The 26,495-nt window shown below is 63.5% G+C and carries 22 protein-coding genes; 7 read left to right on the top strand and 15 right to left on the bottom strand.

Features of this window, described 5'->3' with window-relative positions; genetic code table 11:
• Positions 1-158: 158 nt before the first annotated feature.
• Positions 159-857: an aquaporin Z gene (gene aqpZ, locus ATY02_RS09115; protein WP_068586012.1), complete on the top strand. Its 699-nt coding sequence runs from the start codon at positions 159-161 to the stop codon at positions 855-857.
• Positions 858-860: 3 nt separating this feature from the next.
• Here the strand turns inward: aqpZ and ATY02_RS09110 are convergent, their stop codons facing one another.
• Both ATY02_RS09110 and ATY02_RS09105 read right to left on the bottom strand, forming a co-directional pair.
• On the bottom strand, positions 861-1,985 hold the full coding sequence (locus ATY02_RS09110; protein WP_068586014.1) for a GNAT family N-acetyltransferase: 1,125 nt from the start codon (positions 1,983-1,985) through the stop codon (positions 861-863).
• Between the two features lie 67 nt (positions 1,986-2,052).
• Entirely contained in the window at positions 2,053-2,955 is a 903-nt protein-coding gene (locus ATY02_RS09105) for a LysR family transcriptional regulator (protein WP_176719761.1), read from the bottom strand.
• A gap of 90 nt (positions 2,956-3,045) precedes the next feature.
• Here ATY02_RS09105 and ATY02_RS09100 point away from each other — a divergent pair, with 90 nt between their 5' ends.
• Positions 3,046-4,416: an MFS transporter gene (locus tag ATY02_RS09100; RefSeq protein ID WP_068586017.1), complete on the top strand. Its 1,371-nt coding sequence runs from the start codon at positions 3,046-3,048 to the stop codon at positions 4,414-4,416.
• A complete protein-coding gene (locus ATY02_RS09095) occupies positions 4,397-4,798 on the top strand; it encodes a nuclear transport factor 2 family protein (protein ID WP_068586021.1) in 402 nt (133 codons plus the stop codon). Before ATY02_RS09100 ends, ATY02_RS09095 begins: the two co-directional genes overlap by 20 nt.
• Positions 4,799-4,900: 102 nt before the next feature.
• On the opposite strand, the gene ATY02_RS09090 is transcribed toward ATY02_RS09095, so the two are convergent.
• From ATY02_RS09090 to aceK, 6 genes are all read right to left on the bottom strand, one after another.
• Positions 4,901-6,235 carry an OprO/OprP family phosphate-selective porin gene (locus ATY02_RS09090; RefSeq protein WP_068586024.1) on the bottom strand — a complete coding sequence of 445 codons (1,335 nt, stop codon included), beginning with the start codon at positions 6,233-6,235 and terminating at the stop codon, positions 4,901-4,903.
• A gap of 350 nt (positions 6,236-6,585) precedes the next feature.
• The gene (locus ATY02_RS09085; protein ID WP_022642937.1) at positions 6,586-6,819 is read right to left on the bottom strand and encodes an anti-sigma factor family protein; all 234 of its coding nucleotides are present in this window, start codon (positions 6,817-6,819) and stop codon (positions 6,586-6,588) included.
• A complete protein-coding gene (locus tag ATY02_RS09080) occupies positions 6,813-7,427 on the bottom strand; it encodes an RNA polymerase sigma factor (protein ID WP_068586026.1) in 615 nt (204 codons plus the stop codon). The genes ATY02_RS09085 and ATY02_RS09080 overlap by 7 nt, the downstream gene beginning before the upstream one ends.
• A gap of 79 nt (positions 7,428-7,506) precedes the next feature.
• Positions 7,507-8,628: a beta-ketoacyl-ACP synthase III gene (locus tag ATY02_RS09075; protein ID WP_068586028.1), complete on the bottom strand. Its 1,122-nt coding sequence runs from the start codon at positions 8,626-8,628 to the stop codon at positions 7,507-7,509.
• A 252-nt stretch (positions 8,629-8,880) separates the two neighbouring features.
• The gene (hrpA, locus tag ATY02_RS09070; RefSeq protein WP_068586032.1) at positions 8,881-12,792 is read right to left on the bottom strand and encodes an ATP-dependent RNA helicase HrpA; all 3,912 of its coding nucleotides are present in this window, start codon (positions 12,790-12,792) and stop codon (positions 8,881-8,883) included.
• Between the two features lie 94 nt (positions 12,793-12,886).
• Entirely contained in the window at positions 12,887-14,608 is a 1,722-nt protein-coding gene (gene aceK / locus ATY02_RS09065) for a bifunctional isocitrate dehydrogenase kinase/phosphatase (protein ID WP_068586035.1), read from the bottom strand.
• A gap of 250 nt (positions 14,609-14,858) precedes the next feature.
• Between aceK and ATY02_RS09060 the strand changes: the two genes are divergently transcribed.
• Complete coding sequence (locus tag ATY02_RS09060; RefSeq protein WP_068586038.1) at positions 14,859-15,752, top strand: DMT family transporter; 894 nt, start codon at positions 14,859-14,861, stop codon at positions 15,750-15,752.
• A 63-nt stretch (positions 15,753-15,815) separates the two neighbouring features.
• Here the strand turns inward: ATY02_RS09060 and ATY02_RS09055 are convergent, their stop codons facing one another.
• The 3 genes from ATY02_RS09055 to cysK form a co-directional block, all read right to left on the bottom strand.
• The gene (locus ATY02_RS09055; protein ID WP_068586041.1) at positions 15,816-16,679 is read right to left on the bottom strand and encodes a DMT family transporter; all 864 of its coding nucleotides are present in this window, start codon (positions 16,677-16,679) and stop codon (positions 15,816-15,818) included.
• A gap of 350 nt (positions 16,680-17,029) precedes the next feature.
• A complete protein-coding gene (locus tag ATY02_RS09050) occupies positions 17,030-17,968 on the bottom strand; it encodes an aspartyl/asparaginyl beta-hydroxylase domain-containing protein (RefSeq protein ID WP_068586044.1) in 939 nt (312 codons plus the stop codon).
• A gap of 226 nt (positions 17,969-18,194) precedes the next feature.
• Positions 18,195-19,169: a cysteine synthase A gene (gene cysK / locus ATY02_RS09045; protein WP_068586047.1), complete on the bottom strand. Its 975-nt coding sequence runs from the start codon at positions 19,167-19,169 to the stop codon at positions 18,195-18,197.
• Positions 19,170-19,296: 127 nt separating this feature from the next.
• On the opposite strand from cysK, the gene ATY02_RS09040 reads away from it, so the two are divergent.
• From ATY02_RS09040 to ATY02_RS09030, 3 genes are all read left to right on the top strand, one after another.
• Positions 19,297-20,370 carry a DUF748 domain-containing protein gene (locus ATY02_RS09040; protein WP_068586050.1) on the top strand — a complete coding sequence of 358 codons (1,074 nt, stop codon included), beginning with the start codon at positions 19,297-19,299 and terminating at the stop codon, positions 20,368-20,370.
• Positions 20,371-20,513: 143 nt separating this feature from the next.
• On the top strand, positions 20,514-21,359 hold the full coding sequence (locus ATY02_RS09035) for an AAA family ATPase (protein WP_068586053.1): 846 nt from the start codon (positions 20,514-20,516) through the stop codon (positions 21,357-21,359).
• 12 nt (positions 21,360-21,371) lie between these two features.
• Positions 21,372-22,550, top strand: a complete 1,179-nt coding sequence (locus tag ATY02_RS09030) for a vWA domain-containing protein (protein WP_068586055.1) — start codon at positions 21,372-21,374, stop codon at positions 22,548-22,550.
• Between the two features lie 143 nt (positions 22,551-22,693).
• Here the strand turns inward: ATY02_RS09030 and ATY02_RS09025 are convergent, their stop codons facing one another.
• From ATY02_RS09025 to ATY02_RS09010, 4 genes are all read right to left on the bottom strand, one after another.
• Positions 22,694-23,611: a biotin-dependent carboxyltransferase family protein gene (locus ATY02_RS09025; protein ID WP_068586060.1), complete on the bottom strand. Its 918-nt coding sequence runs from the start codon at positions 23,609-23,611 to the stop codon at positions 22,694-22,696.
• Positions 23,608-24,312, bottom strand: a complete 705-nt coding sequence (gene pxpB / locus ATY02_RS09020) for a 5-oxoprolinase subunit PxpB (protein WP_068586063.1) — start codon at positions 24,310-24,312, stop codon at positions 23,608-23,610. Before pxpB ends, ATY02_RS09025 begins: the two co-directional genes overlap by 4 nt.
• Positions 24,309-25,061, bottom strand: a complete 753-nt coding sequence (locus ATY02_RS09015; RefSeq protein WP_068586066.1) for a 5-oxoprolinase subunit PxpA — start codon at positions 25,059-25,061, stop codon at positions 24,309-24,311. Before ATY02_RS09015 ends, pxpB begins: the two co-directional genes overlap by 4 nt.
• A gap of 69 nt (positions 25,062-25,130) precedes the next feature.
• Positions 25,131-26,414: an MFS transporter gene (locus ATY02_RS09010; protein WP_068586069.1), complete on the bottom strand. Its 1,284-nt coding sequence runs from the start codon at positions 26,412-26,414 to the stop codon at positions 25,131-25,133.
• Positions 26,415-26,495 lie beyond the last annotated feature (81 nt).

Raw genomic sequence — 26,495 nt, 5'->3', positions numbered from 1 at the left:
CCCCAGCCCACGGGGCCTGGCGTTTTTCATGGGCCAGTGGAATTGCCACCAAAGCCTGCTGTACTGAGGCTAGGTTCCAGAGTGAAACCTGTTGTTGAACTGCGGGATGCATAACGGCGATATCGCGTTGATAGGTACACCTATCAAGGACTCTTCCCATGTCTTTGTTCAAGCGCTCCATGACTGAAATGCTCGGTACGTTCTGGCTGGTGCTGGGCGGTTGCGGCAGTGCCGTGCTCGCAGCGGCGTTTCCCAACGTCGGCATCGGACTGCTGGGGGTCGCCCTGGCCTTCGGCCTGACCGTCCTGACCATGGCCTTCGCCATTGGCCACATCTCCGGTTGCCACCTCAATCCTGCGGTGTCCGTGGGCCTGGTGGTGGGGGGACGCTTTCCGGCCCGGGAACTGCCCGCCTATGTGGTGGCCCAGGTGATCGGCGCCGTGATCGCCGCGGCGCTGCTGTACTTCATCGCCAGCGGCAAGCCCGGCTTCGAGTTGGCGTCGGGGCTGGCATCCAACGGTTATGGCGAACACTCGCCCGGTGGCTACTCGATGGCTGCGGGTTTCGTCTGCGAACTGGTGATGACCGGCATGTTCGTGGTGATCATCCTCGGCGCCACCGACAAGCGTGCCCCGGCAGGGCTGGCACCCATCGCCATCGGCCTGGCGCTGACGCTGATCCACCTGATCTCGATCCCGGTGACCAACACCTCGGTCAACCCCGCCCGCAGTACCGGCCCGGCCTTGATCGTCGGCGGCTGGGCCCTGCAGCAGCTGTGGATGTTCTGGCTGGCGCCGATCCTCGGTGCGGTGGTCGGCGGCGTGGTCTACCGCTGGCTGGGCAAGGAAGACAGCTGAGGCTCAGGCCTGGCGATAGGGCAAGGCGTCCCGGGACTCTTCGGCATAGGCCCGGACGCCCGCCCGCTCCTGCTGGAGAAAATCCTGCACCGCGGCCTTGAGCCCGGGATGGCGCAAGTAGTGCCAGGAACGCGTGAGCACCGGTTCGAAACCACGAATCAGCTTGTGCTCGCCCTGGGCCCCGGCATCGAAACGCTCCAGCCCATGGGCGATCGCATACTCCATGCCCTGGTAGAAGCACGTCTCGAAATGCAGGCGGTCGAACTCTGCCAGGCATCCCCAGTAGCGCCCATAGAAACTGCCGCCGCCCACCAGGCTGAAGGCCATGGCCACCGGCCGGCCACCCTGGCGAGCCAGGACCACGCGGATCGCCTCCGGCATGCGCTGGGCCAGCAGGCTGAAGAAGTCGCGGGTCAGGTAGGGTGACTGGCGGCGCACCGCATAAGTATTGGCGTAGCAGGCGTAGACGAAATCCCACTGGGCCTCGCTGAGCTCGGCCCCCTCCAGCCACTGGAAGTCCAGGCCCTGCCCCGCCACCTGCTCGCGCTCCTTGCGCATCTGCTTGCGTTTGCGCGAACTCAAGACATCGAGGAAATCCTGGAAGTCACGGTAGCCGCGGTTGTGCCAGTGGAACTGGCAGCCCAGGCGCGGCAACCAACCCGATTGCAGCTCCAGGGCCTGGTCGCTGAAATCGTCGGTGAAATTCACATGGGCACTGGATAGCCCTTCGATCTCCAGGTAGCCCGGCAGGCTCTTGAGCAGCTCGAAGGCATCGGCCTGGGTCGCCGCCAGTACCCGCGCACCGCTTACCGGGCTGAACGGCACCGCAGTCAACAGCTTGGGGTAGTAGTCGATCCCGGCTCGCTCACAGGCATCCGCCCAACCATGGTCGAACACGTACTCACCGTAGGAATGCCACTTGCGGTAGCTGGGCAGCGCCGCCAACAGCCGGCCGTCCTCCACGTGCAGCAGGTGCTCGGCCTGCCAGCCGGAGCGAGGGCCGAGGCTGCCACTGTCTTCCAGGGCACTGAGAAAGGCATGGCGCACGAAAGGTTGCCCGTCCTTGAGCAGCCCATCCCATTGCAAAGGATCGACGGCAGACAGGCTGTTCAAGGGTTGCAGCGGCATCAGGGTCCCCAGGCATCAAATCGAACGACCCGGCGAGTATCCCCCATCGCCGGGCTCGCCGAAACACTCAGGCATGCCCCAGGTGTTCGGCCAGGAAGTCGATGAACACCCGGGACTTGCGCGGCAAGTGCGGGCTATTGGGAAACAGCACATGCACCGGCTGCCGGGCCAGGCTGTACTCGGGCAACACACGCACCAGGCGCTCATCGGCCAGGTCGTCCAGGACCATCCATTCCGGCAATACCGCCACCCCCAGCCCGGCCAGGGCCATGGCACGGATGGCCGTCGCCGAGTTCGATTCGTGCCCAGGGGTCATCCGCACCTGCACCTCGCCACGACGCGGATGGCCGAAGGTCCAGGCCGGCGGCCCGGCAAGATTGCTGTTGCCTATCCAGGGGCAAGCCGCGAGATCCTCGGGCTGGGCCACCGCCAGGCTCGCCAGCAGCACCGGGCTGGCCACCAGGACAATGCCGTAGTCGGCCAACTGGCGCCCCTTGAATCCGGAGTCCGCCAGGTGGCCCAGGCGAATCACCAGATCGAGTTTTTCCGCCACCAGATCGTTCAGCGATGAATTGAAGTGATAACTCAAGCGCACCTCGGGATAGCGTGCAGTGAACAGAGGCAGCAATGGCAGGATGTAGGCCTGGGCATACTCGGCGGTGGAACTGATGCGCAACTTGCCCGATACGCGGTTGCGCCCATGCAGCACGTTATCGAAAGCCGTATCGATATTAGCGACAATCCCCTTGAACTCGTCGTAAAGATCCTGCCCGGTTTCGGTGAGGGCGATATGCCGTGTGGTACGGGTCAGCAAGGGGGTCGCCAAGACCTGCTCCAAAGTCTTCACATGCAGGCTGGCCATGGCCTTGCTGATACCAAGGTACTGCGCCGCACGGGTGTAGGAAGCAAAGTCCACCACCGCGAGGAAGGTCTGTACTCGATGCAACTGGCCGTGCAGGCTTTCATTCATTGTCAATAATCCAAAAACAATGAATCAAGTATAGGCGCCTCGACAGGCTCGGCCCAGCCTCCCTAAGCTGCCGGCCAAACAGGAGGCGACATGACCTATAGATACAAAGTGGCGGTGGTATTCCTCCTCGGCTTCTTCATCGATTGCATCAACATCTTCATGTCGGCGGTGGCCCTGCCCAGCATCGCCGAGCACCTGCAAGTCTCCAGTGCCAGCGTGGCCTGGGTGGCCAACGCCTACATCCTCGGCCTGACCCTGGTGATTCCCATCAGTACCTGGTTGGCAGGACGCTTCGGCCACCGGCAGATCATTGCCGCTTCGATGTTGTTGTTCAGCCTCGCCGGGCTGTTGTGCGGGCGAGCCGACGACTTTGCATCCCTGGTGTTCTGGCGCCTGGTCCAGGGCATGGCCGGCGGACTGCTGATTCCCCTCGGACAGGCCTTGACCTTCAACCTGTTCCAGGGCCCGCAACGAGCACGGATCTCGACCCTGGTAATGGCAGTGGCCCTGCTGGCTCCGGCCTTGTCGCCAACTCTGGGCGGGGCCATCGTCGACCACAGCTCCTGGCGCTGGGTGTTCTTCGCCAGCCTGCCGCTCTCGTTGCTGACGGCCGTGCTCGCCTGGTGCTGGATCGGTAACCAGGACCAACCGCCACCGGCGCGGCCCGACGTGCGTGGCCTGCTGTTGGTGAGCGCCGCCCTGGCCGGCCTGCTGCTGGGCATGTCGCTGTATGGCAGCGGCTATCCGGCCTACCAGGCCCTGGCCTGCCTTGCTGGCGGCCTGCTGTCTGCCGTGGGGTATGGCCTGCATTGCCGCCGCTGCCCGCAACCCATCGTCGACCTGCACCTGCTGCGCAATGTGCGCCTTGGGCTGTCGGTGGGTATCTACCACGCTATTCCCGGGATCTTCACCGGGGTCAACCTGCTGAGCCTGTTCTTCCTCCAGGACAACCTGCACCTGAGTGCCCAGCAGAGCGGCATGTTCATGTTGCTCTACGCCGCTGGCGCCCTGCTGGCGATGCTGGCCTGCGGGCGCTTCTACAACAGGCTCGGCGCCGCCCGGCTGTTCGCCATCGCCCTGGTGCTACACAGCGCCGGCATCGCCACCTTGTGCTGGGTCGACGCGAGCCGCGACCTGCCCTTGCTCATCGGTGCCTACCTGCTCATGGGCCTGGGTGGCGGCGCCGGCGCCAATACCGCACAGACCACCGCCCTGCTGGACTTCAGCGGCAGCGACACGCACCAGGCCAGCGTGATCTGGAACATCAACCGGCAGATGGCCTTCAGCCTTGGCGCGGCCTGGCTGCTGATGCTCTACAACCTGTTGCTCGGACACCTCCCGGCCACCAGCGCCTTTCACCTGAGCCTGCTGCTGGCCGCCCTGGCCGGGCTGCTCCTCCTGCCGTTTCTAGGCAAGCTCAACCCACAGAAGAAGGTCCTTCATGCACCAGTCGATCGTTAAACAGGCACTGCACAGCGTTCACCAGATCCACCAGTTGATCCATGACGTCTTCACTCACTCCCAGGGCGACGGCGCGGCGCAGGTCGAACAGGTCATGGCGCTGCTGGCCGAGGATTTCCAGATGGTCACCACCGCGGGTGCCATGGCCGATCGCGAGCAAGTGAAGCAACTGTTCCGCGGCGCCCTGGGCGCCCGCCAAGGCTTGCAGATCGAGGTCAGCGAGTTGCATTGCGTCTGGCAGGAAGGCCAATGTGCAGCGATCCGCTACAAGGAAACCCATCGCCTGGAGCACGTGCAGACATCGCGCCTGTCGCTGGCGCTGATCCGCGTCCAGGACGACTCGGCCCAGTGGTTGTACCTGCATGAGACAACCTGCCCTTGAGGCCATTGCCGTAGCTACGGGCAAAAAAAACCCCGCCGGGGCGGGGTCAAAACGAGAGGAGCTATAACGGATGAGAAAGAGCTCTACTGTGTTGCAACAGCCTTAGAACACGTACTGCACACGGGCTACGAGGGCATCGCCGCTGTCATCGCCAACGCTGTTGGTGATCTTGTCGGTGTTGACCTTGATGTAGTTGGCCGAGACCTTGATCGCTTCGTTGGCATACCAGTTGACACCGATGGTGTTCATGGTGGCCTTGGCATCGCCCACTTCACGGGTGGCGGTGGACGTCACGATGTTCTTGTCATCGACCTTGATGTTGTCGTAGCGGTAGAAGACTTCCCAGGCACCGTACTGCTTGTTCTCGGGCTTGATGGTGTCGAACTTGGCGCCATCGAGCTTGTACACGCGGGACTCGCCGGTCAGGGTGTAGGCCAGTTGGCCGTAGAAACCGGTGGCCTTGACGTCCTGGTAAGCGGCGCTGTCGGCCTTCATCTTGCGAGTCAGGTACTCGGCCTGGGCCGAGAACGGGCCTCTGGCGAAGGCGAATTCACCACCGAACACACGGTCGTTGTCGTAGGCACCCACCGCGGTCAGGTTCGAGCCGTTGAGGCCCGCGCCGCCGCCGAAGGTGGCACGGTTGCCGTTGCTGCCGGCATCGTTGCCGCCGTTGGTGGCGATGCCGCGAACACCCAGGCGTGGACGGATCCGCGAGTCGAAGGCGGTGTCGCTAAGGTCACGGCTAGCGAAATCCAGGCCGAAGTGCAGGACGTTGCCGGTTTCATGCATCGGGGCGAACACCGCACGGGCGTTGAACTGCTTGACGCTGTCGCCGTCGCTGTCGTTGATGTCCTTGGCGGACACGCTACCGGACAGGTAGGCCATGTCGGCCACCACCGAGCTCACCTGCAGGCCCATGCCGTTCTCGTGGGAGTTGACCCAGTCGGCCAGCTCGTAGGCGGCGTTACGCTCCATGGCGGTGATCCACTTGGAGCTGGTGGCTTTTTCCAGGCCGAAGTCCGCATCGAAACGACCGCCACGGATGGTCACCGGCTTGAAGCCCACATAGGAGATGGTCGCTTCGTCGAAGTAACCGTCATCGGAAGTGCCCGAGTTGTGGGAGAAGTCGTAGTTGATCTGGTATTTCCAATCCTTGTAGGCGGTGCCGCCCAATTCCAGATAGGCGCGGCGGAAGTAGGCGCCGTCACCGCTGTTCCCATTCTTGGTATAGAACCCGTCGAAACGGCCATAGTCGGCTTGCAGGCGACCGCCCAGCTTGAAGCTGAAGGCCGAGTCGGTGGTAGCAACCTCAAGGCCGCCCTTGGTTTTGACTACGATATCGGCGCCGTCGGTGGTGACGGTGCCAGCGAAAGCCTGGGCGGTCACTGCCAGGGCCAGGGCGCTGGCGGCAAAACCGGCGAAGTGCTTACGGATCATCGAAGAGTTCCCCTAATTGGTGGTCTGTAGCGTTGGAAAACACGCGGACTGGGCCGCTGGTGTCGGGGGGAATCTTGGGGTCCGAGGATTTCAGCCAGGTTGCTGGAAAATAAAGATTTGATTACAGAGGAACTTTTTTACTTCGAAAAGAAATAAGGCGAAAAGCCCGTTCTAGAGCGGTTTGCGGCTGTTTTCAGGGACAATGCCAAAGATGACGACAGTGTTATTTTTGTGCGGGCCGACGTGTAACGAGCACAACGGAAGCGGGAATCACGGACGTGATTCCCTGGCAGGAACAGGCAGAAAAACATCGCGGCGGATGCCTGGCGACATCCGCGGCTTCATGACGATCAGCGCTCGCGCTTACTCTCGGCGGCCAAGCGTTCGGCCAGCTCGTCGAGACCTTCCAGCGGTGGTTCCGGCAACACGCGCAAGGTGGCCTGCAGCAGGCGCATCTGGCGAATGAAACGCCGGCAATTGGGGCAGAACAACAAGTGATGGCGGACCATCAGGCGTTCGCGAAAGCTCAATTGGCCATCGAGATAATCGCTGGATCGCGCCACTTGTTCCTTACAGGTCAGCATTGGCCGGTCTCCTCAAAATGCTCCACCGTGGCGAAGACCTTCAGACGCGCCCGGTGCAGCAGCACCCGGACATTGGATAGCGTGATCCCCAGAAGATTACAGATCTCTTCCAGTTCCAGGCCCTGGCGCTCGCGCAGCATCAGCACACTGCTTTGCAGTTCGGAGAGGCTGAGCAGGGTGTGCTCCAGGCAATCGCGAAGTTCCGCTTCGGTCAGCAGGGCTTCGGGGGTGTCCTCGTGCCAGGCGAAGGGCGCCACCAGCCAGTGGCCATCGGCGGAAGAGAAACGCTCGTCGCCCACCGTGCCATGGGGCGCGGGCAGGTCGTCGAGCAGGACCTCCCGGCGATTCTGCTTGTAGCGGCCCTTGGCGGCGTTGGCGGTGATGGTCAACAGCCAGGTCTTGAGGCTGGAACGCCCCTGGAAGCCCGGCAGGTTGCGCACCACCGAAAGCCAGGCATCCTGCACCACCTCATCGGCATGCCGGTTGCCGACAATGGCGTAGGCCACCGCGCGCATGGCGCCCTGGTAGGTGGCGACCAGTTCCTTGTAGGCCTTCTGTTCGCCCGCGAGCAGGCGCTCGAGCAGTTGCGTGTCGTCAGCAGCGGCCATTCATGCCTCGTTCAATCATGCGGGTTTGCCCGGGTAAGACGCGCCGTAGAGCCGTCGCGCCACACCCGGCCCACGTGGATCAACGCTTGCGCAGAAGGACGCTGCCGATGGAGTAGCCCGCACCGAAGGAGCTGAGCACCGCCAGGGCCCCGCTGGCCAGGTCATCCTGGTGCTTGTGGAAGGCAATGACCGAGCCTGCCGAACTGGTGTTGGCGTAGGTATCGAGAATCACTGGCGCCTCCTCCAGCGTAGCCTCGCGGCCCAGGAGTTTCTTGACGATCAGGTGGTTCATGCTGAGGTTGGCCTGGTGCAGCCAGAAGCGCTTCACGTCGCTGACGTTGAGCTGGTTTTCTTCCAGGTGGGCGGCGATCAGCTCGGCCACCATCGGGCAGACATCACGGAACACCTTGCGACCTTCCTGGACGAACAGCTTGTCCCGGGCCCCGATGCCTTCCTCGGCTGCGCGGTTGAGGAAACCGAAGTTGTTGCGGATGTTATTGGAGAACTGGGTCAGCAGCTTGGTGCTGACGATCTCGAACTGATGCGCCGACGTGGCCAGCTCGGCCCGCTCGACGACGACCGCGGTGGCGGCATCGCCAAAGATGAAGTGACTGTCGCGGTCACGGAAGTTCAGGTGCCCGGTGCAGACCTCCGGGTTGACCATCAGGATCGCCCGGGCCTGGCCCAACTGGACGCTGTTGCAGGCCGCCTGGATACCGAAGGTGGCCGAGGAGCAGGCCACGTTCATGTCGAAACCGAAGCCCTCGATGCCCAAAGCAGCCTGGACTTCGATGGCAATGGCCGGATAGGCGCGCTGCAGGTTGGAACAGGCGACGATCACCCCGTCGATATCGGCGGCAGTCTTGCCGGCCCGTTGCAGGGCCTGCTCGGCGGCGGCCACGGCCATCTGGCAGAGCACCGACCACTCGTCGTTGGAGCGCTCCGGCAAGCGCGGGGCCATGCGCTGCGGATCGAGGATACCGTCCTTGTCCATGACGAAACGGCTCTTGATGCCCGAGGCTTTTTCGATGAACGCTGCGCTGGACTCAGTCAGGGCCTGCACTTCACCGCGTTCGATGGCGGCGGCATTGTCGCTGTTGAACTGGTGGACGTAGGCGTTGAAGGATTCCACCAGTTCTTCGTTGGAGATGCTGTTGGCCGGGGTAAACAGGCCGGTGCCGCTGATGACGACGTTATGCACGGTCGTTCCTCTAGTGTGTTGAGGCAGAAGGTATTGGCACCCTCGTGCCAAACCGTAAAGGGAGCGCCCCGCTGCTCAGCCTGTGCTGGAGCGCTTTCCTGGCATCGCTTTATTCCGCTTCGCCCGGGTCGCCTGTTTTTACGGGCAGCCCGGGCCGGTATTTATGACCGCGAAGTTTGCCATAACCTCTGGCGTTTCGCCGCAATTGCAAGATCGACGGAGCCCGGCTCCTGGGAGCCGGGCCGGCATGAATCAGGCCTCCACCTGGCTCCACTGCTTGTTCAGGCGTTTATCGGAGATCGGCGCCTTGGTCCCCAGTTGCTGGGCGAACAGCGACACCCGGTACTCCTCCAGCCACCAGCGATACAGCTCCAACTGCGGATCACGCTTGCCTTCCTGGCCGTGCTTCTGCGCCCGGGCCTGGTACTGGGCCCAGAGCCCGGCGAGCTCGGTGCTCCACACCCGATCCTTCTGCACCTGGCTGCCCAGCTTGTCGAAACGCAACTCCACCGCCTTGAGGTAGCGCGGCAGTTCCTTGAACCACAGGGCCGGGGTTTCACGAACGAAGCCCGGATACACCAGGTTGCCAAGCTGGGCCTTGATGTCGTTGAGGGCCACGGCCTGGGCCAGGTCGATCTTGCCCTTGAAGCGTTTCTGCAGGCCGTGCCAGAGCTTGAGGATCTCCAGCGTCAGGCGCGCCAGGCGCTCGGCATGCTCGGTCCAGGCACCACGCTTGCGCTCGGCCAGGGAGGCCAGGCCGGCGCCATCCCGAGGCAGGCTGGCCTCGCCGTCGAGAATGCAACTGTCGAGGCTGGCCAGGAGGATGTCCTCCACCAGGGCCTCGATCCGACCCAACTCGCGGTACAGCAGGCCCAGCTCGGTCAGCCCCGGCAACTTGCCACGCAGGAACTTGGCCGGTTCGGCCAACTGCTGCAACAGCAGGCGCTGCAAGGCCCGGCGATGCTGGAACTCGGCCTCGGCGGCGGTGGAGAAGCGCCCTTCCTTGACCGTCCCGGCTTCTTCCACCAGGGCCGGATAGACCGTCATCGACAGCCCGGCGATCTTCTGCTGGGTCTTCTGCGCCACCTCGGCGAACACCTTGGCTTGCACCGGCTGCTGGTTCTTGGCGGTCTGCGGTACTGCCAGGGCTGCCTGGCTGGCCTCGGCGAAGCGCGCCGTCAGTTCCGCCAGGTCACGGCCTTCGCCGAGGAACTTGCCCTGGGCATCGACGATTTCCAGGTTCATCCGCAAGTGGCTTTCCACCTGCTGCTCGGCTTCGCTCCAGGCCTCGTCGCTGACCCGCGCGCCGGTCATGCGCAGCAGCTCGCGCCCCAGGGCCTGGGGCAAGGAGCCTTCCGCAAACGCCATGCGTTGCAAGGCCGCCTTGACGAAGTCCGGCACCGGCACGAAGTTCTTGCGCAGGGCCTTGGGCAGGTTGCGCACCAGGGCGATGCACTTGGCCTCGATCAGGCCCGGCACCAGCCATTCCAGGCGCTCGGCGGGCAGCGCCGGCAGCAGCGGTGCCGGCACCCGCAAGGTCACGCCATCACGGGGATGGTTGGGCTCGAAGTGATAGCTCAGGGCCAACTCCAGATCACCGATATGCAGGGTGTCCGGATACTGCTTGGCCGTGACCTCGCTGGCCTCGCGGGCCAGCACGTCTTCCTCGCGCATGATCAACAGTTGCGGGTCTTTCTGGCTGTTGACCCGGTACCAGCTGTCGAAGGTGGCGGTCTGGTGGATCTGTTCCGGCAAGCGTGCGTCATAGAAAGCGAACAGGGTTTCCTCGTCCGCCAGGATGTCCCGGCGCCGAGCCTTGGCCTCCAGGGCATCGAGCTGCTCCAGCAATTGGGTATTGGCCGTCAGGCACTTGGCCTTGGACTGGATCTCGCCACGCACCAGGGCCTCGCGGATGAACAGCTCGCGGGATACCACCGGGTCCACCGGGCCGTAGTGCACTGGCCGGCGGCCGACCACGATCAGGCCGAACAGGGTGATCTGTTCGTAGGCCACCACTTGGCCGCGCTTCTTTTCCCAATGGGGTTCGAAGTGGTTCTTCTTCACCAGATGTCCGGCCAGGGGCTCGATCCAGTCCGGCTCGATCTTGGCCACCATGCGCGCATACAGCTTGGTGGTCTCCACTAATTCGGCGGTCATCAGCCACTGCGGGCGCTTCTTGCCCAACCCCGAGGATGGGTGGACCCAGAAGCGTCGCTGGCGAGCACCGAGGTAGTCGCCGTCCTCGGCCTTCTGGCCGATCTGGCTCAGCAGGCCCACCAACACTGCCTTGTGCAGTTTCGGGTAGTCCGCCGGCTCCTTGTTCTGGCTCAGTTGCAGGTCGCGACAGATCAGGCTCAGTTGGCGATGGGAGTCGCGCCACTCGCGCAGGCGCAGGTAGTTGAGAAAATTCTTGCGGCACCAGTTGCGCAGCGGGCTGGCCGTCAGGGCCTGGCGCTGCTCCTCGAATCCACGCCACAGGTTGACCAGCGCGGCGAAGTCCGAGTCGGCATCCTTCCATTGGGCATGGGCCTGGTCCGCGGCCTGCTGGCGCTCCGGCGGACGCTCGCGCGGGTCCTGGATCGACATCGCACTGGCGACGATCAGCACTTCCTGGAGGCTGCCCAGGCGAGCCGCTTCCAGCAACATGCGGCCCATGCGCGGGTCCACCGGCAAGCGCGCCAGCTGCCGGCCCAGGGGGGTCAGCTGGCTGTTGCGATCCACCGCCGAGAGCTCTTGCAGTAGGTTGAAGCCGTCGCTGATGGCCTTGCCGTCCGGCGGCTCGATGAAGGGGAACGCGGTGATTTCACCCAGGCGCAGGTGGAGCATCTGCAGGATCACCGCCGCCAGGTTGGTCCGCAGGATCTCCGGATCGGTGAACTCCGGCCGGCCGAGGAAATCCTCTTCGCTGTACAGGCGCACGCAAATGCCCGGCTCGACCCGACCGCAACGGCCCTTGCGCTGGTTGGCGCTGGCCTGGGAAACGGCCTCGATGGGCAGGCGCTGGACCTTGGCCCGGTAGCTGTAGCGGCTGATACGCGCGGTGCCGCTGTCGATCACGTAGCGAATACCCGGCACTGTCAGCGAGGTCTCGGCGACGTTGGTCGCCAACACCACCCGCCGCCCCGGATGGGACTGGAAGATGCGCTGCTGTTCGGCCGGCGACAGCCGCGCGTACAACGGCAGGATCTCGGTGTGCTTGAGCTGGGCCTTGCGCAGCATTTCCGCAGCATCGCGGATTTCCCGCTCGCCCGGCAGGAACACCAGTACGTCGCCGGGGCTGCGGCGTTCGCTGCGTTCATGGGCGGCGATTTCATCCAGGGTGGCGAGAATCGCCTGGTCCACCGTGAGGTCGTCCTCGACCCGGTTGCCCTCCTCGTCCTGCTCCAGGGTCAGGGGCCGGTACCAGGTTTCCACCGGGAAGGTGCGGCCGGAGACCTCGACGATGGGGGCATCGTCGAAGTGCTTGGAAAAGCGCTCCAGGTCGATGGTCGCCGAGGTGATGATCACCTTGAGGTCCGGGCGCCGAGGCAGCAGGGTCTTGAGGTAGCCCAGGAGGAAGTCGATGTTCAGGCTGCGCTCGTGGGCCTCGTCGACGATGATCGTGTCGTAGCGTTCCAGGAAGCGATCGTTCTGGGTTTCCGCCAGCAGGATGCCGTCGGTCATCAGCTTGACCAGGGTGCTGGAGTCACTCTGGTCCTCGAAACGCACCTGATAGCCCACCAACGCCCCCAATGGCGTAGCCAACTCTTCGGCAACCCGACTGGCCACGCTGCGGGCGGCAATCCGCCGGGGCTGGGTGTGGCCGATCAGGCCATGCTGGCCGCGGCCGATCTCCAGGCAGATCTTGGGCAACTGGGTGGTTTTGCCCGAACCGGTCTCGCCGGCGATGATCAGCACCTGGTGCTTGAGCAGCGCGTCTTTGATTTCATCGCGCTTGGCGGCGATGGGCAGGCTGTCGTCATAGCGGATAGTGGGCACGCTGTTGCGCCGCGCCGTCACCAGGTTGCAGGAAGCCTGCATCCGCTCCAGCCACTGGGCAAGCTTGGCCTCGTCGGGCTTCTTGCGCAGTTCGAGCAGCTGGCGACGCAACCGGTGGCGGTCGGCGAGCATGGCTTGATCGAGGTTTTTCAGCAGTTGGTCGATAGCGGGCGATTGGTCAGTCATAGGAAACGGCGACTAGCTTCAAGCGAAAAGCCGCAAGGTTAACGCAGCTTGGCGCTTTTAGCTTGCAGCTTATGACTGGCCCCCAGCACTGCCGCTATTCGTCTTCCCGGCCTTTGCGCCGATAAGGGAACACATCGATCACCTTACCGGCGCGAATGGCGTCCTGCAGGCTCTTCCAGTAGTCGGCGTTGTACAGCTCGCCGTGGAGCTGGTCGAACAGCTTGCGCTGGCCTGAGTCGGCGAACAGGAACGGCGGGAACTCCTCGGGGAAGACATCGTGGGGACCGATGGAGTACCAGGGCTCGGACGCCATCTCGTCCTCCGGGGTACGCGGTGCAGGAATGTGCCGAAAGTTAACCTCGGTGAGAAAGCTGATTTCATCGTAGTCGTAGAACACCACCCGGCCATGGCGGGTGACGCCGAAGTTCTTCAGCAGCATGTCACCGGGGAAGATGTTGGCCGCCGCCAGTTGCTTGATGGCCAGGCCGTAGTCTTCCAACGCCTCGCGCACCTGGGCCTCATTAGCGTGTTCCAGATACAGGTTCAGGGGCGTCATGCGGCGTTCGGTCCAGCAGTGGCGAATCAGCACCGTATCGCCCTCCACCACCACGGTGGACGGCGCCACCTCCAGCAGTTCCTCGAGACAGGCCGGATCGAACTTGGCCAGGGGGAAGCGGAAGTCGGCGAACTCCTGGGTATCGGCCATGCGCCCTACCCGGTCGACGCTCTTCACCAACCGGTACTTTTCGATCACCGTGGCCCGATCGACGTTCTTCGACGGCGAGAAGCGGTCCTTGATGATCTTGAACACGGTGTTGAAGCCCGGCAGGGTGAACACGCTCATCACCATGCCGCGCACGCCGGGGGCCATGATGAAGCGGTCGTCGGTATTGGCCAGGTGGTTGATCAGCGCCCGGTAGAACTCCGACTTGCCGTGCTTGTAGAACCCGATGGAGGTATACAACTCGGCGATGTGCTTGCCCGGCAGGATACGCTTGAGGAAGCCGATGAACTCCGCCGGTACCGACACATCCACCATGAAATAGGAGCGGGTGAAGGAGAAAATGATCGAGACATCGGCCTCGTCGGTGATCAGGGCGTCGATCTGGATGCCCCGGCCTTCGCGGTGCAACAACGGGATCACCAGCGGCCACTGCTCTTCGTGGGTAAAGATGCGCCCCACCAGGTAGGCGCCCTTGTTGCGATAGAGCACCGAGGAAAACAACTCCACCGTCAATTCCGGGTCCTTGCACACCCAGTCGGGCAGGTTCTCGCGCAACTGCGCCTCCAGGCGCAGCAGGTCCCCGGCCAGGTCGGCATAGTCCTCGCTGAAGCGGTAATCGTTGAAGATCCGCTCGAGCATCGTCGACAGCTCGCCCCGCGGAGTGTAGCTGCGGGTCTGGGCGGCACGGGCTCGACGCAGGCTGGGCCGGGTGGTGTGGATGAACATGCAGCCATCGCTGATCAGGTCATGGCTGAACAGCCCGCAGAAGATCGAGTTGTACCAGGTCTCGGACAGCTCATCGTCCAGGCGCAGGTCGATCAGGCTGATGTAGGCGCTTTTTACCAGGGGCCACTGGCCGACATCCATCAATGCCTCGTCGTTGAACCCGTGGTGCAGCCGGGCCACGGTTTCCCCGACCTTCTCCTCGTAGAGATTGATCCGCGCCGTCGAGGCTTTCTGCGCCTCCTGCCACTGCGCCTGCTCGAAACGATGCCGGGCGCCATCGGCGATCCGACGAAAGTGGTCGCGGTAGTCGTCGAAGCCACTCAGGATGATTCGAGCGATATCGATGGCGGGCCATGGCTGCGGCATAAGGAGACCTCTACGGGAATTTTCGTTGCCTGAGCTTAGCGACTGAAATGGCCCGAGGAGAAGCGTATTTTTGTGACCCGACGGTCGCCTCGCCCAGCATCGGCCGCCAGCGATCGGCCCCGGAAAATCCGCCACCACAATCGAACGCAACAATCGGAGTGCAGGCTGGGCCAGGCCCATGCACCAATAAGGTTTGCCATGCTTATCCAGGCTCGGCAAGATTCCCGCCCTGCCACCCAAGGAACCTTTCGTGAGACTTGTCGATCTGTTGCGCCTGTTGTCGCTAGCCGCCATCTGGGGCGCGAGCTTTCTGTTCATGCGCATCATCGCCCCGGTGCTGGGCAGCGTGCCCACGGCCTTCTTCCGGGTATCGATCGCCGCTGTCGGCTTGCTGGCCATGCTGGCGCTGATGCGGGTGAGCTGGAACTTCCACGGCAAGCTCAAGACGGTCCTGTTGCTGGGGGTGATCAACTCGGGGTTGCCCGCCACCCTGTATTCGGTGGCGGCCCTGGTGCTGCCTGCCGGCTACTCGGCGATCTTCAACGCCACCACACCACTGATGGGAGTGCTGATCGGCGGCCTGTTCTTCCATGAACGCCTGACCCCGAGCAAGCTCGCCGGCGTGTTCCTGGGACTGCTCGGCGTCGGCATCCTGAGCCGTGCCGGCCCAGTGGCCTTCGACCATGAACTGCTGCTCGGCGCTCTCTCCTGCCTGCTGGCCACCACCTGCTACGGCTTCGCCGGGTTCCTCGCCCGGCGTTGGCTGGACCAGGCCGGGGGCCTGGACAGTCGTCTCTCGGCCCTGGGCAGCATGCTGGGTGCCACGCTGTTCCTGTTGCCATTGTTCGCCTACAGCGCACTCAGCCAGCCACCGGCCAGTTGGGGCGGCTTGAGTGTCTGGTTGTCGTTGCTGGGCCTGGGGTTGGGCTGCACGGCCTTCGCCTATGTCTTGTACTTCCGCCTGCTGAGTTCCATCGGCCCGGTACGCTCCATGACCGTGACCTTCATGATCCCGCCGTTCGGCGTACTGTGGGGAGCCCTGCTGCTGGACGAGCCCCTGTCCATGGGCCATCTGTATGGCGGGGTACTGATCGCCGCGGCCCTGTGGCTGGTCCTCAGGCCGGCGGCGAAGGCCACGGCCTGAGCAGCAGATAGTTGCAGGAAAAACGGCCACCGGCCGGGCATTGCACCCGGCCGGTGTATTCCATCAGGCGCTCTTGCGGAACACGAACACCAGCCCGACGATGATCAGGCCCATGCCGAACAGGCTCAGCAGGGCCAGGCGATTACCGAAGATCAGGTAGTCCATCAGGGCGGTCACCGCCGGTACCAGGTAGAACAGGCTGGTGACATTCACCAGGTTGCCCTGGGCGATCAGGCGGTACAGCAACAAGGTCGCCAGCACCGACACCACCAGTCCCATCCACAACACCGGGATCACGAACCCGGCGCTGTACTCGAAATGCAGCGGCTGGAACGGCGCGAACAATCCGCACAACAGCAAACCGGCCAGGTATTGCACCGGCAAGGTTCCCAGCGGGTTATCGGTGATGCGTTTCTGCATGATCGAACCGGCAGTCATGCTCACCAGGGCCAGCAGGCCGCAGAGCATGCCGGAGATCGAGATGCCTGCCAGGCCGATGCCCTGGTACACCACCATGATCAGGCCGGCGAGCCCCAGGCCCAGGCCGAACAGGCGGCTCCAGGAGCGCTGGCGCTCCATCAACACCACGGTGAGGATCGGCTGCACCCCCATGATGGTAGCCATCACCCCGGGGGTGACCTTCAGGTCCAGGGCCAGGATATAGAAGATCTGGTAGGCACCCAGCAACACCAGGCCCGTGGCCACGGCGAACCCCATGGCCCGTCGCCCCTTGGGCCACCGCAGCTTGAGCAGGGGCACCAGCAGCATCAGGCCGGCCAGGGCAATGGCGAAGCGCACCAGCAAGAAGGCAAAGGGCGAGGCATGGGCCAACCCCCATTTGGAGAAGATCGCGCCACTGCTCCAGAGCAGGACGAACAGACTCGTGGAGGCCGCCGCAAAAGCGGACTTTTTCGAAATGAGCAACATGAAACCACCTGTAGTCAGGCAAGAAGCCAATTCAGCCGGAGCTGAAGTTCAGTAGTGTTTGTTTCAGGCGGGCGCAGGGAACAGCAGCGGTTACTGATCAGCCCGAGAAGCCAACGCCCGGCGGTGATACGACTGCGTACACCGGCGTGCTACTGACAGGTGGGGGGTTCTGACCGATCTGCACAGGCTGCTGATTCCCGCACGGCACGACGCCAGCGTTGACCGCTGAAACCACTACCGCGTTGATGAGGGATAAGGCCATGTGCCGAAGGTTCTCGAAGAAGGACAGAATGAGTCGCTTGACTCATCGAGCGCCGAATATAACCAGCGCTCGATATTCATTGCAAGATTTATCCGAACAGCCATTTCCACAGGATAACCAGCACCACCACCGCCAGGACCGGGCGCAGGATGCGGTACAGCTTCGGATTGCGGCGCTTCCACTGCTTGACCACACCACTGAAGCTGTCGCTGAAACGCTTGCTCCAGGCATAGGCCTGGTTGATGCCGCCAACCCGCTCGTCGTCGAGGTTCTGCGGTGCAGTGGCACGCCCCAGCTGGGCACTGACCCAACGGTTGATGCGGGTCATCAGGCCGCTGCTCAGCGGGCGCTCGATATCGCAGAACAGGATCACCCGGGTGGTCTCGGTTTCGTTCTTCACCCAGTGCACGTAGGTCTCGTCGAACATCACGTCCTCACCGTCGCGCCAGGCGTACTCCTCGCCGTCGACGAAGATCCGGCAGGCATCGGAGTTGGGCGTCGACAGGCCCAGGTGATAGCGCAGCGAACCGGCGAAGGGATCGCGGTGCGGGTTCAGGTGGCTGCCGCCGGGCAACAGCGCGAACATCGCGCCCTTGACGTTGGGGATGGCACTCACCAGCTCCACGGTCTTAGGGCACAGGGCAGCGGCCGAAGGCAGTGGCTTGTCGTACCACTTGAGGTAGAAGCGCTTCCAGCCCTTCTTGAAGAACGAGCCGAAACCGGCGTCGTTGTTCTTCTCGGCGGCGCGGATGTAGCCCTCGTCGAACAGGTGCATGGCCTCGTCACGGATGGTTTCCCAGTTGTCACGCAGCACATCCAGCTCAGGAAACTTGCTGCGATCCAGGTAAGGCTTGGAAGGCACGCCCGAGAACAGGTACATCAGGGTGTTGTAGGGAGCGAACAACGCCGAATGGTTGACGAACTGGCGCAGTACCGGCAGGCGCGCCTTACCGCGCAGATGCACGAAAAGGATGCTGCCGATGAACAGCGACAACACCGCGAACTTGGCGGCAAAGGAAAAGCTCATGCAACAACTCCTTGGAAATAGGCACCGGTGGGGGGAGCGACCACCCGACCTGGCAGCCGGTCATGATAAACACTCCTGAACCCCGGAAAAACCCGCACGACCGAACATTCAGCATTAACGGTCGTGCAACAAAGGCGTTAAGTAGCATAAGTCGCGTAGGGAACGGCTGATGTGGGTCAGCCAATGGCCCACCAGTTCGACCCGGAGGGCAATCGGCACAGGTTGCCTACTGCTGGTTCTCCTGCTCGGTGAACAGGTCGCTGAACAGCATGCTGGAAAGGTAGCGCTCGCCGGAGTCCGGCAGGATCACCACGATGGTCTTGCCTTGCATTTCCGGGGTTTCCGCCAGGCGTACCGCCACGGCCATCGCTGCCCCGCAGGAAATACCGCAGAGAATGCCCTCCTCCTGCATCAGGCGCAGGGCCATGGCCTTGGATTCCTCGTCGGTCACCAGCTCCACCCGGTCCACCATTTCCAGGTCCAGGTTCTTGGGCACGAAACCGGCGCCAATGCCCTGGATCTTGTGCGGGCTGGGCTTGATCTCTTGCCCGGCGAGCTTCTGGCTGATCACTGGCGAGGTGGCGGGCTCCACCGCCACCGCGAGGATCGGCTTGCCCTGGGTCTTCTTGATGTAGCGCGACACGCCGCTGATGGTGCCGCCAGTGCCGACGCCGGCCACCAGCACATCCACCGCGCCATCGGTGTCGTTCCAGATCTCCGGGCCGGTGGTCTTTTCGTGGATCGCCGGGTTGGCCGGGTTATCGAACTGCTGCGGCATAAAGTACTTGCCCGGGTCGCTGGCGACGATTTCCGCCGCCTTGTCGATCGCGCCCTTCATGCCCTTGGCCGGCTCAGTCAGCACCAGCTCTGCCCCCAGGGCCTTGAGCACCTTGCGTCGCTCGATGCTCATGGAGGCCGGCATGGTCAGCATCAGCTTGTAGCCACGGGCAGCCGCCACGAAGGCCAGGCCGATCCCGGTGTTGCCCGAGGTGGGTTCGACGATGGTCATGCCCGGCTTGAGCCGGCCCGTGCTTTCGGCGTCCCAGATCATGTTGGCGCCGATCCGGCATTTCACCGAGTAGCCCGGGTTACGCCCTTCGATCTTGGCCAGGATGGTCACCCCACGCGGGGCGATGCGGTTGATCTGCACCAAGGGCGTATTACCGATGGAATGGGCATTGTCAGCAAAAATTCGGCTCATGGCTGGGTCCTTATGCAGCAGTGAAGAAGTCCCCAAGGGTATGCCTGGCATCCTTGAGCGTCCAGTCGCGCCGAACGACCTGGAGCCTGGGCAGTCAATGCCTTTATAGGACTGGAGGCTGCCACCCATGAAACGTCGCTATCGTTGGCCCCTGTGGACCCTGGCGGGCCTGGTCGTACTGCTGATCGGCCTGCACATCGCCCTGCCCTACCTGGTACGTGACTACCTGAACGACAAGCTCGCGGACATGGGCGACTACCGTGGCCGGGTCAGCGATGTCGACCTGGCCCTGTGGCGCGGCGCCTACCGCATCAACGGCCTGGAGATCGTCAAGGTCAGCGGCAAGGTGCCGGTGCCTTTCGTCAAGGCGCCGTTGATCGACCTGGCAGTGAGCTGGCATGCGCTGTGGTACGACCATGCGGTGGTGGCGCGGGTGCAATTCGTCCAGCCCCAGGTGAACTTCGTCGATGGCGGCGACAGCCAGGCTTCGCAGACCGGTGCCGGCACCGACTGGCGGGCGCAACTGGGCAAGCTGTTGCCCATCACCCTGGATGAAGTGCGGATCGACGACGGCACCCTGCACTTTCGCAACTTCGGCTCCAATCCACCGGTGAACCTGGGCGCAACCCAGGTCAATGCCAGCTTCTACAACCTGACCAACGTGGTCGACACCCAGGGCAAACGCGACGCCCGCTTCGAGGGCAAGGCCCTGCTGCTGGGCCAGGCCCCCCTGGAAACCAGCGCCACCTTCGACCCCCTGAGCAACTTCGAGGACTTCGAGTTCCGCCTGCGGGCCCGGGATATCGAGCTCAGGCGTTTCAACGACTTCGCCTCGGCCTACGGCAAGTTCGATTTCAAGGCCGGGCACGGCGACCTGGTGATCGAGGCCCAGGCCGAGAAGGGCCAACTGCACGGCTACATCAAGCCGCTGCTGCGGGACGTGGAAGTCTTCGACTGGCAACAGGACGTCGAGAACCGCGACAAGAATGTGTTCCGCTCGGTCTGGGAAGCCCTGGTGGGCGCCGGGGAAACCCTGCTGAAGAACCAGCGCAAGAACCAGTTCGCCACCCGGGTCGAGCTCAGCGGCAACGTACACCAGCAAGATGCCAGCACATTTCAGGCGTTTTTGCAGATTTTGCGCAACGGTTTCATCCAGGCTTTCAATGCCCGCTACGAACAGCCCAAGCCGTCGACTGACTGAGTCACCCCGTGACGCTCCATTCAGAGACTGAATGGAGCGTCTGCGTTCACACTCGAGCAGGCGCCGCGTTATAGTCGCGCCATCACCCCCTATTCAACCGACCTGCCCCGGGCAGCTCGCCGTCACCGTTCGAGGAATTGCAGATGAAGTTCGAAGGCACCAGCGCATACGTCGCCACCGATGACCTGAAGCTGGCAGTCAACGCCGCCATCACCCTGGAGCGTCCGCTGCTGGTCAAGGGCGAACCCGGCACCGGCAAGACCATGCTCGCCGAGCAGTTGGCCGAGTCCTTCGGTACCAAGCTGATCACCTGGCACATCAAGTCCACCACCAAGGCCCACCAGGGGCTCTATGAATACGATGCGGTGAGCCGCCTGCGCGATTCGCAGCTGGGCGTGGACAAGGTCCACGACATCCGCAACTACCTGAAGAAGGGCAAGCTGTGGGAGGCCTTCGAATCCGAGGAGCGGGTGATCCTGCTGATCGACGAGATCGACAAGGCCGATATCGAGTTCCCCAACGACCTGCTGCAAGAGCTCGACAAGATGGAGTTCTATGTCTACGAGATCGACCAGACCATCAAGGCCAAGCAGCGGCCGATCATCATCATTACCTCCAACAACGAGAAGGAACTGCCGGACGCCTTCCTGCGCCGCTGCTTCTTCCACTACATCGCCTTCCCTGACCGCACGACCCTGCAGAAGATCGTCGACGTGCACTACCCGGACATCAAGAAGGACCTGGTCAGCGAGGCGCTGGATGTGTTCTTCGACGTGCGCAAGGTGCCGGGCCTGAAGAAGAAGCCCTCGACCTCGGAACTGGTGGACTGGCTCAAGCTGCTGATGGCCGACAACATCGGCGAGGCCGTGCTGCGCGAACGCGATCCAACCAAGGCCATCCCACCGCTGGCCGGCGCCCTGGTGAAGAACGAGCAGGATGTGCAACTCCTCGAACGCCTGGCTTTCATGAGCCGTCGCGGCGGTCGTTAAGAGGGCATCGGCATGCTGCTCAACCTGTTCAATGAAATGCGCGCCGCCAAGGTACCGGTGTCGGTGCGCGAGCTGCTGGACCTGATCAACGCCCTCAAGCAGCGCGTGACCTTCGCCGACATGGACGAGTTCTATTACCTGGCCCGGGCGGTCCTGGTGAAGGACGAGCGTCACTTCGACAAGTTCGACAGGGCCTTTGGCGCCTACTTCAACGGCCTGGAGAAGCTCGACGACCACCTGCAGGCGCTGATCCCCGAGGATTGGCTGCGCAAGGAGTTCGAGCGTTCGCTCAGCGATGAGGAACGGGCGCAGATCCAGTCCCTGGGCGGCCTGGACAAGCTGATCGAGGAGTTCAAGAAGCGCCTGGAAGAACAGAAGGAACGCCACGCCGGCGGCAACAAGTGGATCGGCACCGGCGGCACCAGCCCCTTCGGCTCCGGCGGCTTCAACCCCGAAGGCATCCGCGTCGGCGATGCCGGCAAGCGCCAGGGCAAGGCGGTCAAGGTCTGGGACCAGCGCGAGTACAAGAACCTCGACGACTCGGTGGAGCTGGGCACCCGCAACATCAAGGTGGCCCTGCGCCGGCTGCGCAAGTTCGCCCGCCAGGGTACGGCCGAGGAGCTGGATATCGACGGCACCATCGACCACACCGCCCGGGATGCCGGCCTGCTGAACATCCAGATGCGTCCGGAACGGCGCAACAGCGTCAAGCTGCTGTTGCTGTTCGACATCGGCGGCTCCATGGATGCCCACGTGAAGATCTGCGAGGAACTGTTCTCAGCCTGCAAGACCGAGTTCAAGCACCTGGAGTACTACTACTTCCACAACTTCATCTATGAATCGGTGTGGAAGAACAACCTGCGGCGCGGTTCGGAACGGACTTCGACCCAGGACCTGCTGCACAAGTACGGCGCCGACTACAAGGTGATCTTCGTCGGCGACGCCGCCATGGCCCCCTATGAAATCACTCAGGCCGGCGGCAGCGTCGAGCACTGGAACGAAGAAGCCGGTTATGTGTGGATGCAGCGCTTCATGGAGAAGTACAAGAAGCTCATCTGGATCAACCCCTATCCGAAGGACACTTGGGGCTATACCGCGTCCACCAACATCGTCCGCGAGCTGATCGAGGACCAGATGTATCCGCTGACCTTGCGCGGCCTGGAAGAAGGCATGCGCTTCCTGTCCAAGTAGGCGGCGCTCTTGCTGGGGCGGCACAGCCGCCCCAGCGGGCCTTTTCGCAGCCTCGCCACGGCTCGACAGCGGCTACACGGTATAACCCGTTTCGTGGAGCCGCTGCCGCACGGGCGCGTAGCGGCCGCCACAGCCATCAGCCACTACACAAAGCGGCGCAAGAACGCCAACTGCTGCCGATGCGCTGTCTCCTGCACCACCGGCGCCAGGCGCACCTGGCTACCCGGCAGGCACTGCGCCAGCCGCGCCAGGGACAAGGGCGTCAGCGCCCCCAGGCGTGGATAACCACCGATGGTCTGCCGGTCATTGAGCAGTACGATCGGCTGGCCATCCGGCGGTACCTGGACCGCACCCAGGGCGATGCCTTCGGAAATCATCGGCTGGCCCTGGTACTGCAATTTCGGCCCCAGCAATCGCGCGCCCATGCGATCGGCCCGGCTGTCCAGGACCCAGTCGCTGTTGAAGGCGTCGAACAGGCTCAAGCCACTGAACTGGCCCACCTGGGCCCCAAGAATCAACTCCAGCGGCGCAGCGGATTGCAAATCCGGCATCTGCACCGCCGCCAGGCTACGCAGCGCACCCGCCGTTCCCGAGTACCCCAGCACATCGCCCTCGCTCAAGGACCGGCCCAGTCCATCGAGACCGCCCAGGGCTTCACGCAGCACACTGGCACAACTGCCCAGCACCCTGGGCGCATCGAAACCACCCGGTGCCGCCAGATAGGCCCGGGCCCCGGAGACCGGCTGAGTGAGGCGCAGCCGCTGGCCTTTTTGCAGGATGAAGCTGCGCCCCGGCGCCAAGGGGCGTTCATCCACATAAGCCCCCAGGTCGGCTCCTGCCAGCGCCAGCAGGCAGTAGTCCTCGGCCAGCAGGGTAAAGCCGCCCAGGGTGACTTCCACCACAGGGGCATCCAGGGCATTGCCCAGCAGCCAGTTGGCCCAGGACATCGACACCCAGTCCAGCGCCCCGCCCTGGGTCACGCCCAAGTGGCGCACGCCAAAGCGTCCCGCGTCCTGCAACAGGCACAAGGGGGTGCTGGCCTCGATCGACAAACGGCTCATGCCGACACCTCCAGAGGCCGGTCGTCACCTCCCAGGCGGATGAACTCCGCATGCTCCACCGGCGCAAAGCGCACCCGGTCCCCCGGCTGCAACAGGCTATAGCCATCACGCTGGCGATCGAACAAACGACTCGGTGTCCGCCCGATCAGGTTCCAGCCACCGGGCGAGACCACCGGGTACGCGGCGGTCTGGCGCTCGGCAATACCAACGCTACCGGCTGCCACGCGCTTGCGTGGAGTATCGAGCCGGGGCGCTGCCAGCAACTCTTGCACCAGCCCCATGAACGCGAATCCGGGGGCAAACCCCAGGGCGAACACCTGGTACTCGCGCTGGCTATGGCATTCGATCACCTCGGCCACCGACAACCCACTACGCCGGGACAACAGCGCCAGCTCCGGCCCGACGCTGGGGTCATACCACACCGGCAGCACGTGCTCGCGCCCACCCCGGGCATCGAGCGGGGTCAACTCGGCCAGGGCCGTATCGATCAACGCTCGTGCCTCGGACGGGGCCAGGGCATGCAGGTCGTAATGCAGCATCAGCGTGGTGTAGGACGGCACCAGGTCGATCAACCAGGTGCCGAAAGCCTGGCGCAAACGCTCGGCAGCGGAGAGCATCCAGGGCATGTTGTCTTCAGCGATGCTCTCGAACAGACGCACCATCAGGCAATCGATGGCCACCACTTCAATCGTTGGTTTCATAGACCGCACTGCTGGTTCAAGGCTTCACGGATGCGCTGTACCGCTGCCACCGAGCTGGCGTTGTCGCCATGCACGCACAGGGTATTGGCCTGTAGCAGCAAGGCGCTGCCATCGCTGGCGACCAGGGGTTCGCCTCGGGCGATGGTCAGGGCTTGCCGGACGATGATCTCGGGGTCGTGGTGCACCGAACCGGGTACCTGGCGCGATACCAGGTGCCCGGCATTGTCATAGGCCCGGTCGGCGAAAGCCTCGAACCACAGGGTCACGCCATGTTCGTCCCCCAGGGCCTGGGCCGCACTGTTGTCGCGAGTGGCCATGAGCATCAGCGGCAGTTGCCGGTCGTAGGCCGCGACCGCCTGGATCACCGCCCGCAACTGGCTCGGCTTGGCCATCATGTCGTTGTACAGGGCGCCGTGGGGCTTGACGTAGCTGACCTGCGTCCCCTGGGCCCGGCAGATGCCATCGAGGGCACCGACCTGGTAGTGCAGCAGGTCCTGGATCTCTTGTGGGGAATAGCTCATGGAGCGGCGACCGAAGCCAGCCAGGTCCTGATAGGCAGGGTGGGCCCCGATACGCACGCCATTGGCCAGGGCCAGGCTCACGGTCTTGCGCATGATCCCCGGGTCGCCGGCATGGAAACCGCAAGCGATGTTGGCGCAATCGATAAAGGGCATGACCTCGGCATCCAGGCCCATGGTCCAGTTGCCAAAGCTTTCGCCAATGTCGCAGTTCAATAGCAGGCGGCTCATGGTCGGCACTCCTGTGTTGTTATAGGTTCGCGCTGCAAGGCAGCGATACCGCGCCTTGCAGGTTATCAGTTAGCGTGCCTCGAGTTCCTTGCCCCGGGTCTCCGGCAGGCTCAAGGCCGACAGCACCACCACGGCGTAGGAAACCGCGGCGAAGGTGCCGATGGCCACGCTCAACGCGACATGTTGGCTGAGCAGGCCGATCAGCAGTGGAAACAGCGCCGCCACTGCCCGGCCGCTGTTGTAGCAGAAGCCCTGCCCCGAACCCCGGATGCGCGTGGGGAACAGCTCGGTGAGGAAGGCCCCCATGCCACTGAAGATACCCGAGGCGAAGAAGCCCAGGGGAAAGCCCAGCCAGAGCATCACGGCGTTGCTGACCGGCATCTGCGTATAGAGCAGGATGATGGTGAAGGAGCCGGCGGCGAACAGTACGAAGTTCTTCTTGCGCCCCAGGATATCGGTCAGGTAGGCACTGATCACATACCCCACGTAGGAACCGACGATCACCATGGCCAGGTAGCCACCGGTGCTGAGCACGCTCAGGCCGCGCTCGGTCTTGAGGAAGGTCGGCAGCCAGAACGTGATCGCGTAGTAGCCGCCCTGGGCACCCGCGGCCAGGAGCGAGGCCCGCAGGGTGGTAGTGATGATCCCCGGGGCGAAGATCTCGTAGAAGCGCGGTGGATTGCTCGGCGCCTCCTTGGCCCGGGTTTCCCGATAGACCTCGGGGTCCTTGACCAGGCGCCGGACGAAAATCACGAAGATCGCCGGCAGGATGCCGAGGATGAACAGGCCGCGCCAGGCGTCTTCCGGCGGGAGCAGGGAAAACAACAGCGCATAGAGCAACGCCGTCAGCCCCCAGCCCAGTGCCCAGCCGGACTGCACCATGCCCACTGCCTTGCCACGGTTCTGGGCGCGGATCACTTCACCGATCAGCACCGCACCGGCGGTCCATTCGCCACCGAAGCCGACCCCCATCAGGGTCCGGGCCACCAGAAGCTGTTCATAGTTCTGGGCCAGGCCGCAGACAAAGGTGAAGAAGGCGAACCACAGCACCGTGAGTTGCAGCGTGCGCACCCGGCCAATGCGGTCGGAGAGAATCCCGGCGATCCAGCCGCCCAGGGCCGAGGCGAGCAAGGTGCTGGTATGGATCAGGCCGGCCTCGGCCGAGGTGATCCCCCAGAGGGCGATCAGTGTCGGGATCACGAAGCTGAGCATCTGGGTGTCCATGCCGTCCAGGCCATAGCCGATCTTGCAGCTCCAGAACGCCCGGCGCTCCTGCTGGTTGATGTCTGTATACCAGTCAAACGGGCCGGCGCGGCGCGGGGCCTTGGCGGCCAGTGTCTCGGGCGCACTCATGGCGATCTCCAGGGTTATTGGTGTTGTTCTGGGCCCCGACGACGCATATCGTGGGTCGGCGCATTCTTCGACTCGGGCCTG

The organism is Pseudomonas sp. BIOMIG1BAC (assembly GCF_001705995.2).
Classification (GTDB): domain Bacteria; phylum Pseudomonadota; class Gammaproteobacteria; order Pseudomonadales; family Pseudomonadaceae; genus Aquipseudomonas; species Aquipseudomonas sessilinigenes.
The sequence above is the reverse complement of the archived record's forward strand: the minus strand, read 5'-3'. Positions and strand labels throughout refer to the sequence as shown.

Excerpts from the sequence above, each read along its gene's own strand:
- aceK (WP_068586035.1), bottom strand. The coding sequence starts at position 14,608 with ATGCCGCAGCCATGGCCCGCCATCGATATCGCTCGAATCATCCTGAGT.
- hrpA (WP_068586032.1), bottom strand. The coding sequence starts at position 12,792 with ATGACTGACCAATCGCCCGCTATCGACCAACTGCTGAAAAACCTCGAT.
- ATY02_RS09030 (WP_068586055.1), top strand. The coding sequence starts at position 21,372 with ATGCTGCTCAACCTGTTCAATGAAATGCGCGCCGCCAAGGTACCGGTG.
- pxpB (WP_068586063.1), bottom strand. The coding sequence starts at position 24,312 with ATGAAACCAACGATTGAAGTGGTGGCCATCGATTGCCTGATGGTGCGT.
- ATY02_RS09110 (WP_068586014.1), bottom strand. The coding sequence starts at position 1,985 with ATGCCGCTGCAACCCTTGAACAGCCTGTCTGCCGTCGATCCTTTGCAA.
- ATY02_RS09100 (WP_068586017.1), top strand. The coding sequence starts at position 3,046 with ATGACCTATAGATACAAAGTGGCGGTGGTATTCCTCCTCGGCTTCTTC.
- ATY02_RS09090 (WP_068586024.1), bottom strand. The coding sequence starts at position 6,235 with ATGATCCGTAAGCACTTCGCCGGTTTTGCCGCCAGCGCCCTGGCCCTG.
- ATY02_RS09035 (WP_068586053.1), top strand. The coding sequence starts at position 20,514 with ATGAAGTTCGAAGGCACCAGCGCATACGTCGCCACCGATGACCTGAAG.
- ATY02_RS09040 (WP_068586050.1), top strand. The coding sequence starts at position 19,297 with ATGAAACGTCGCTATCGTTGGCCCCTGTGGACCCTGGCGGGCCTGGTC.
- ATY02_RS09105 (WP_176719761.1), bottom strand. The coding sequence starts at position 2,955 with ATGAATGAAAGCCTGCACGGCCAGTTGCATCGAGTACAGACCTTCCTC.
- ATY02_RS09095 (WP_068586021.1), top strand. The coding sequence starts at position 4,397 with ATGCACCAGTCGATCGTTAAACAGGCACTGCACAGCGTTCACCAGATC.
- aqpZ (WP_068586012.1), top strand. The coding sequence starts at position 159 with ATGTCTTTGTTCAAGCGCTCCATGACTGAAATGCTCGGTACGTTCTGG.
- ATY02_RS09015 (WP_068586066.1), bottom strand. The coding sequence starts at position 25,061 with ATGAGCCGCCTGCTATTGAACTGCGACATTGGCGAAAGCTTTGGCAAC.
- ATY02_RS09085 (WP_022642937.1), bottom strand. The coding sequence starts at position 6,819 with ATGCTGACCTGTAAGGAACAAGTGGCGCGATCCAGCGATTATCTCGAT.
- ATY02_RS09080 (WP_068586026.1), bottom strand. The coding sequence starts at position 7,427 with ATGGCCGCTGCTGACGACACGCAACTGCTCGAGCGCCTGCTCGCGGGC.
- ATY02_RS09010 (WP_068586069.1), bottom strand. The coding sequence starts at position 26,414 with ATGAGTGCGCCCGAGACACTGGCCGCCAAGGCCCCGCGCCGCGCCGGC.
- ATY02_RS09050 (WP_068586044.1), bottom strand. The coding sequence starts at position 17,968 with ATGAGCTTTTCCTTTGCCGCCAAGTTCGCGGTGTTGTCGCTGTTCATC.
- ATY02_RS09025 (WP_068586060.1), bottom strand. The coding sequence starts at position 23,611 with ATGAGCCGTTTGTCGATCGAGGCCAGCACCCCCTTGTGCCTGTTGCAG.
- ATY02_RS09055 (WP_068586041.1), bottom strand. The coding sequence starts at position 16,679 with ATGTTGCTCATTTCGAAAAAGTCCGCTTTTGCGGCGGCCTCCACGAGT.
- cysK (WP_068586047.1), bottom strand. The coding sequence starts at position 19,169 with ATGAGCCGAATTTTTGCTGACAATGCCCATTCCATCGGTAATACGCCC.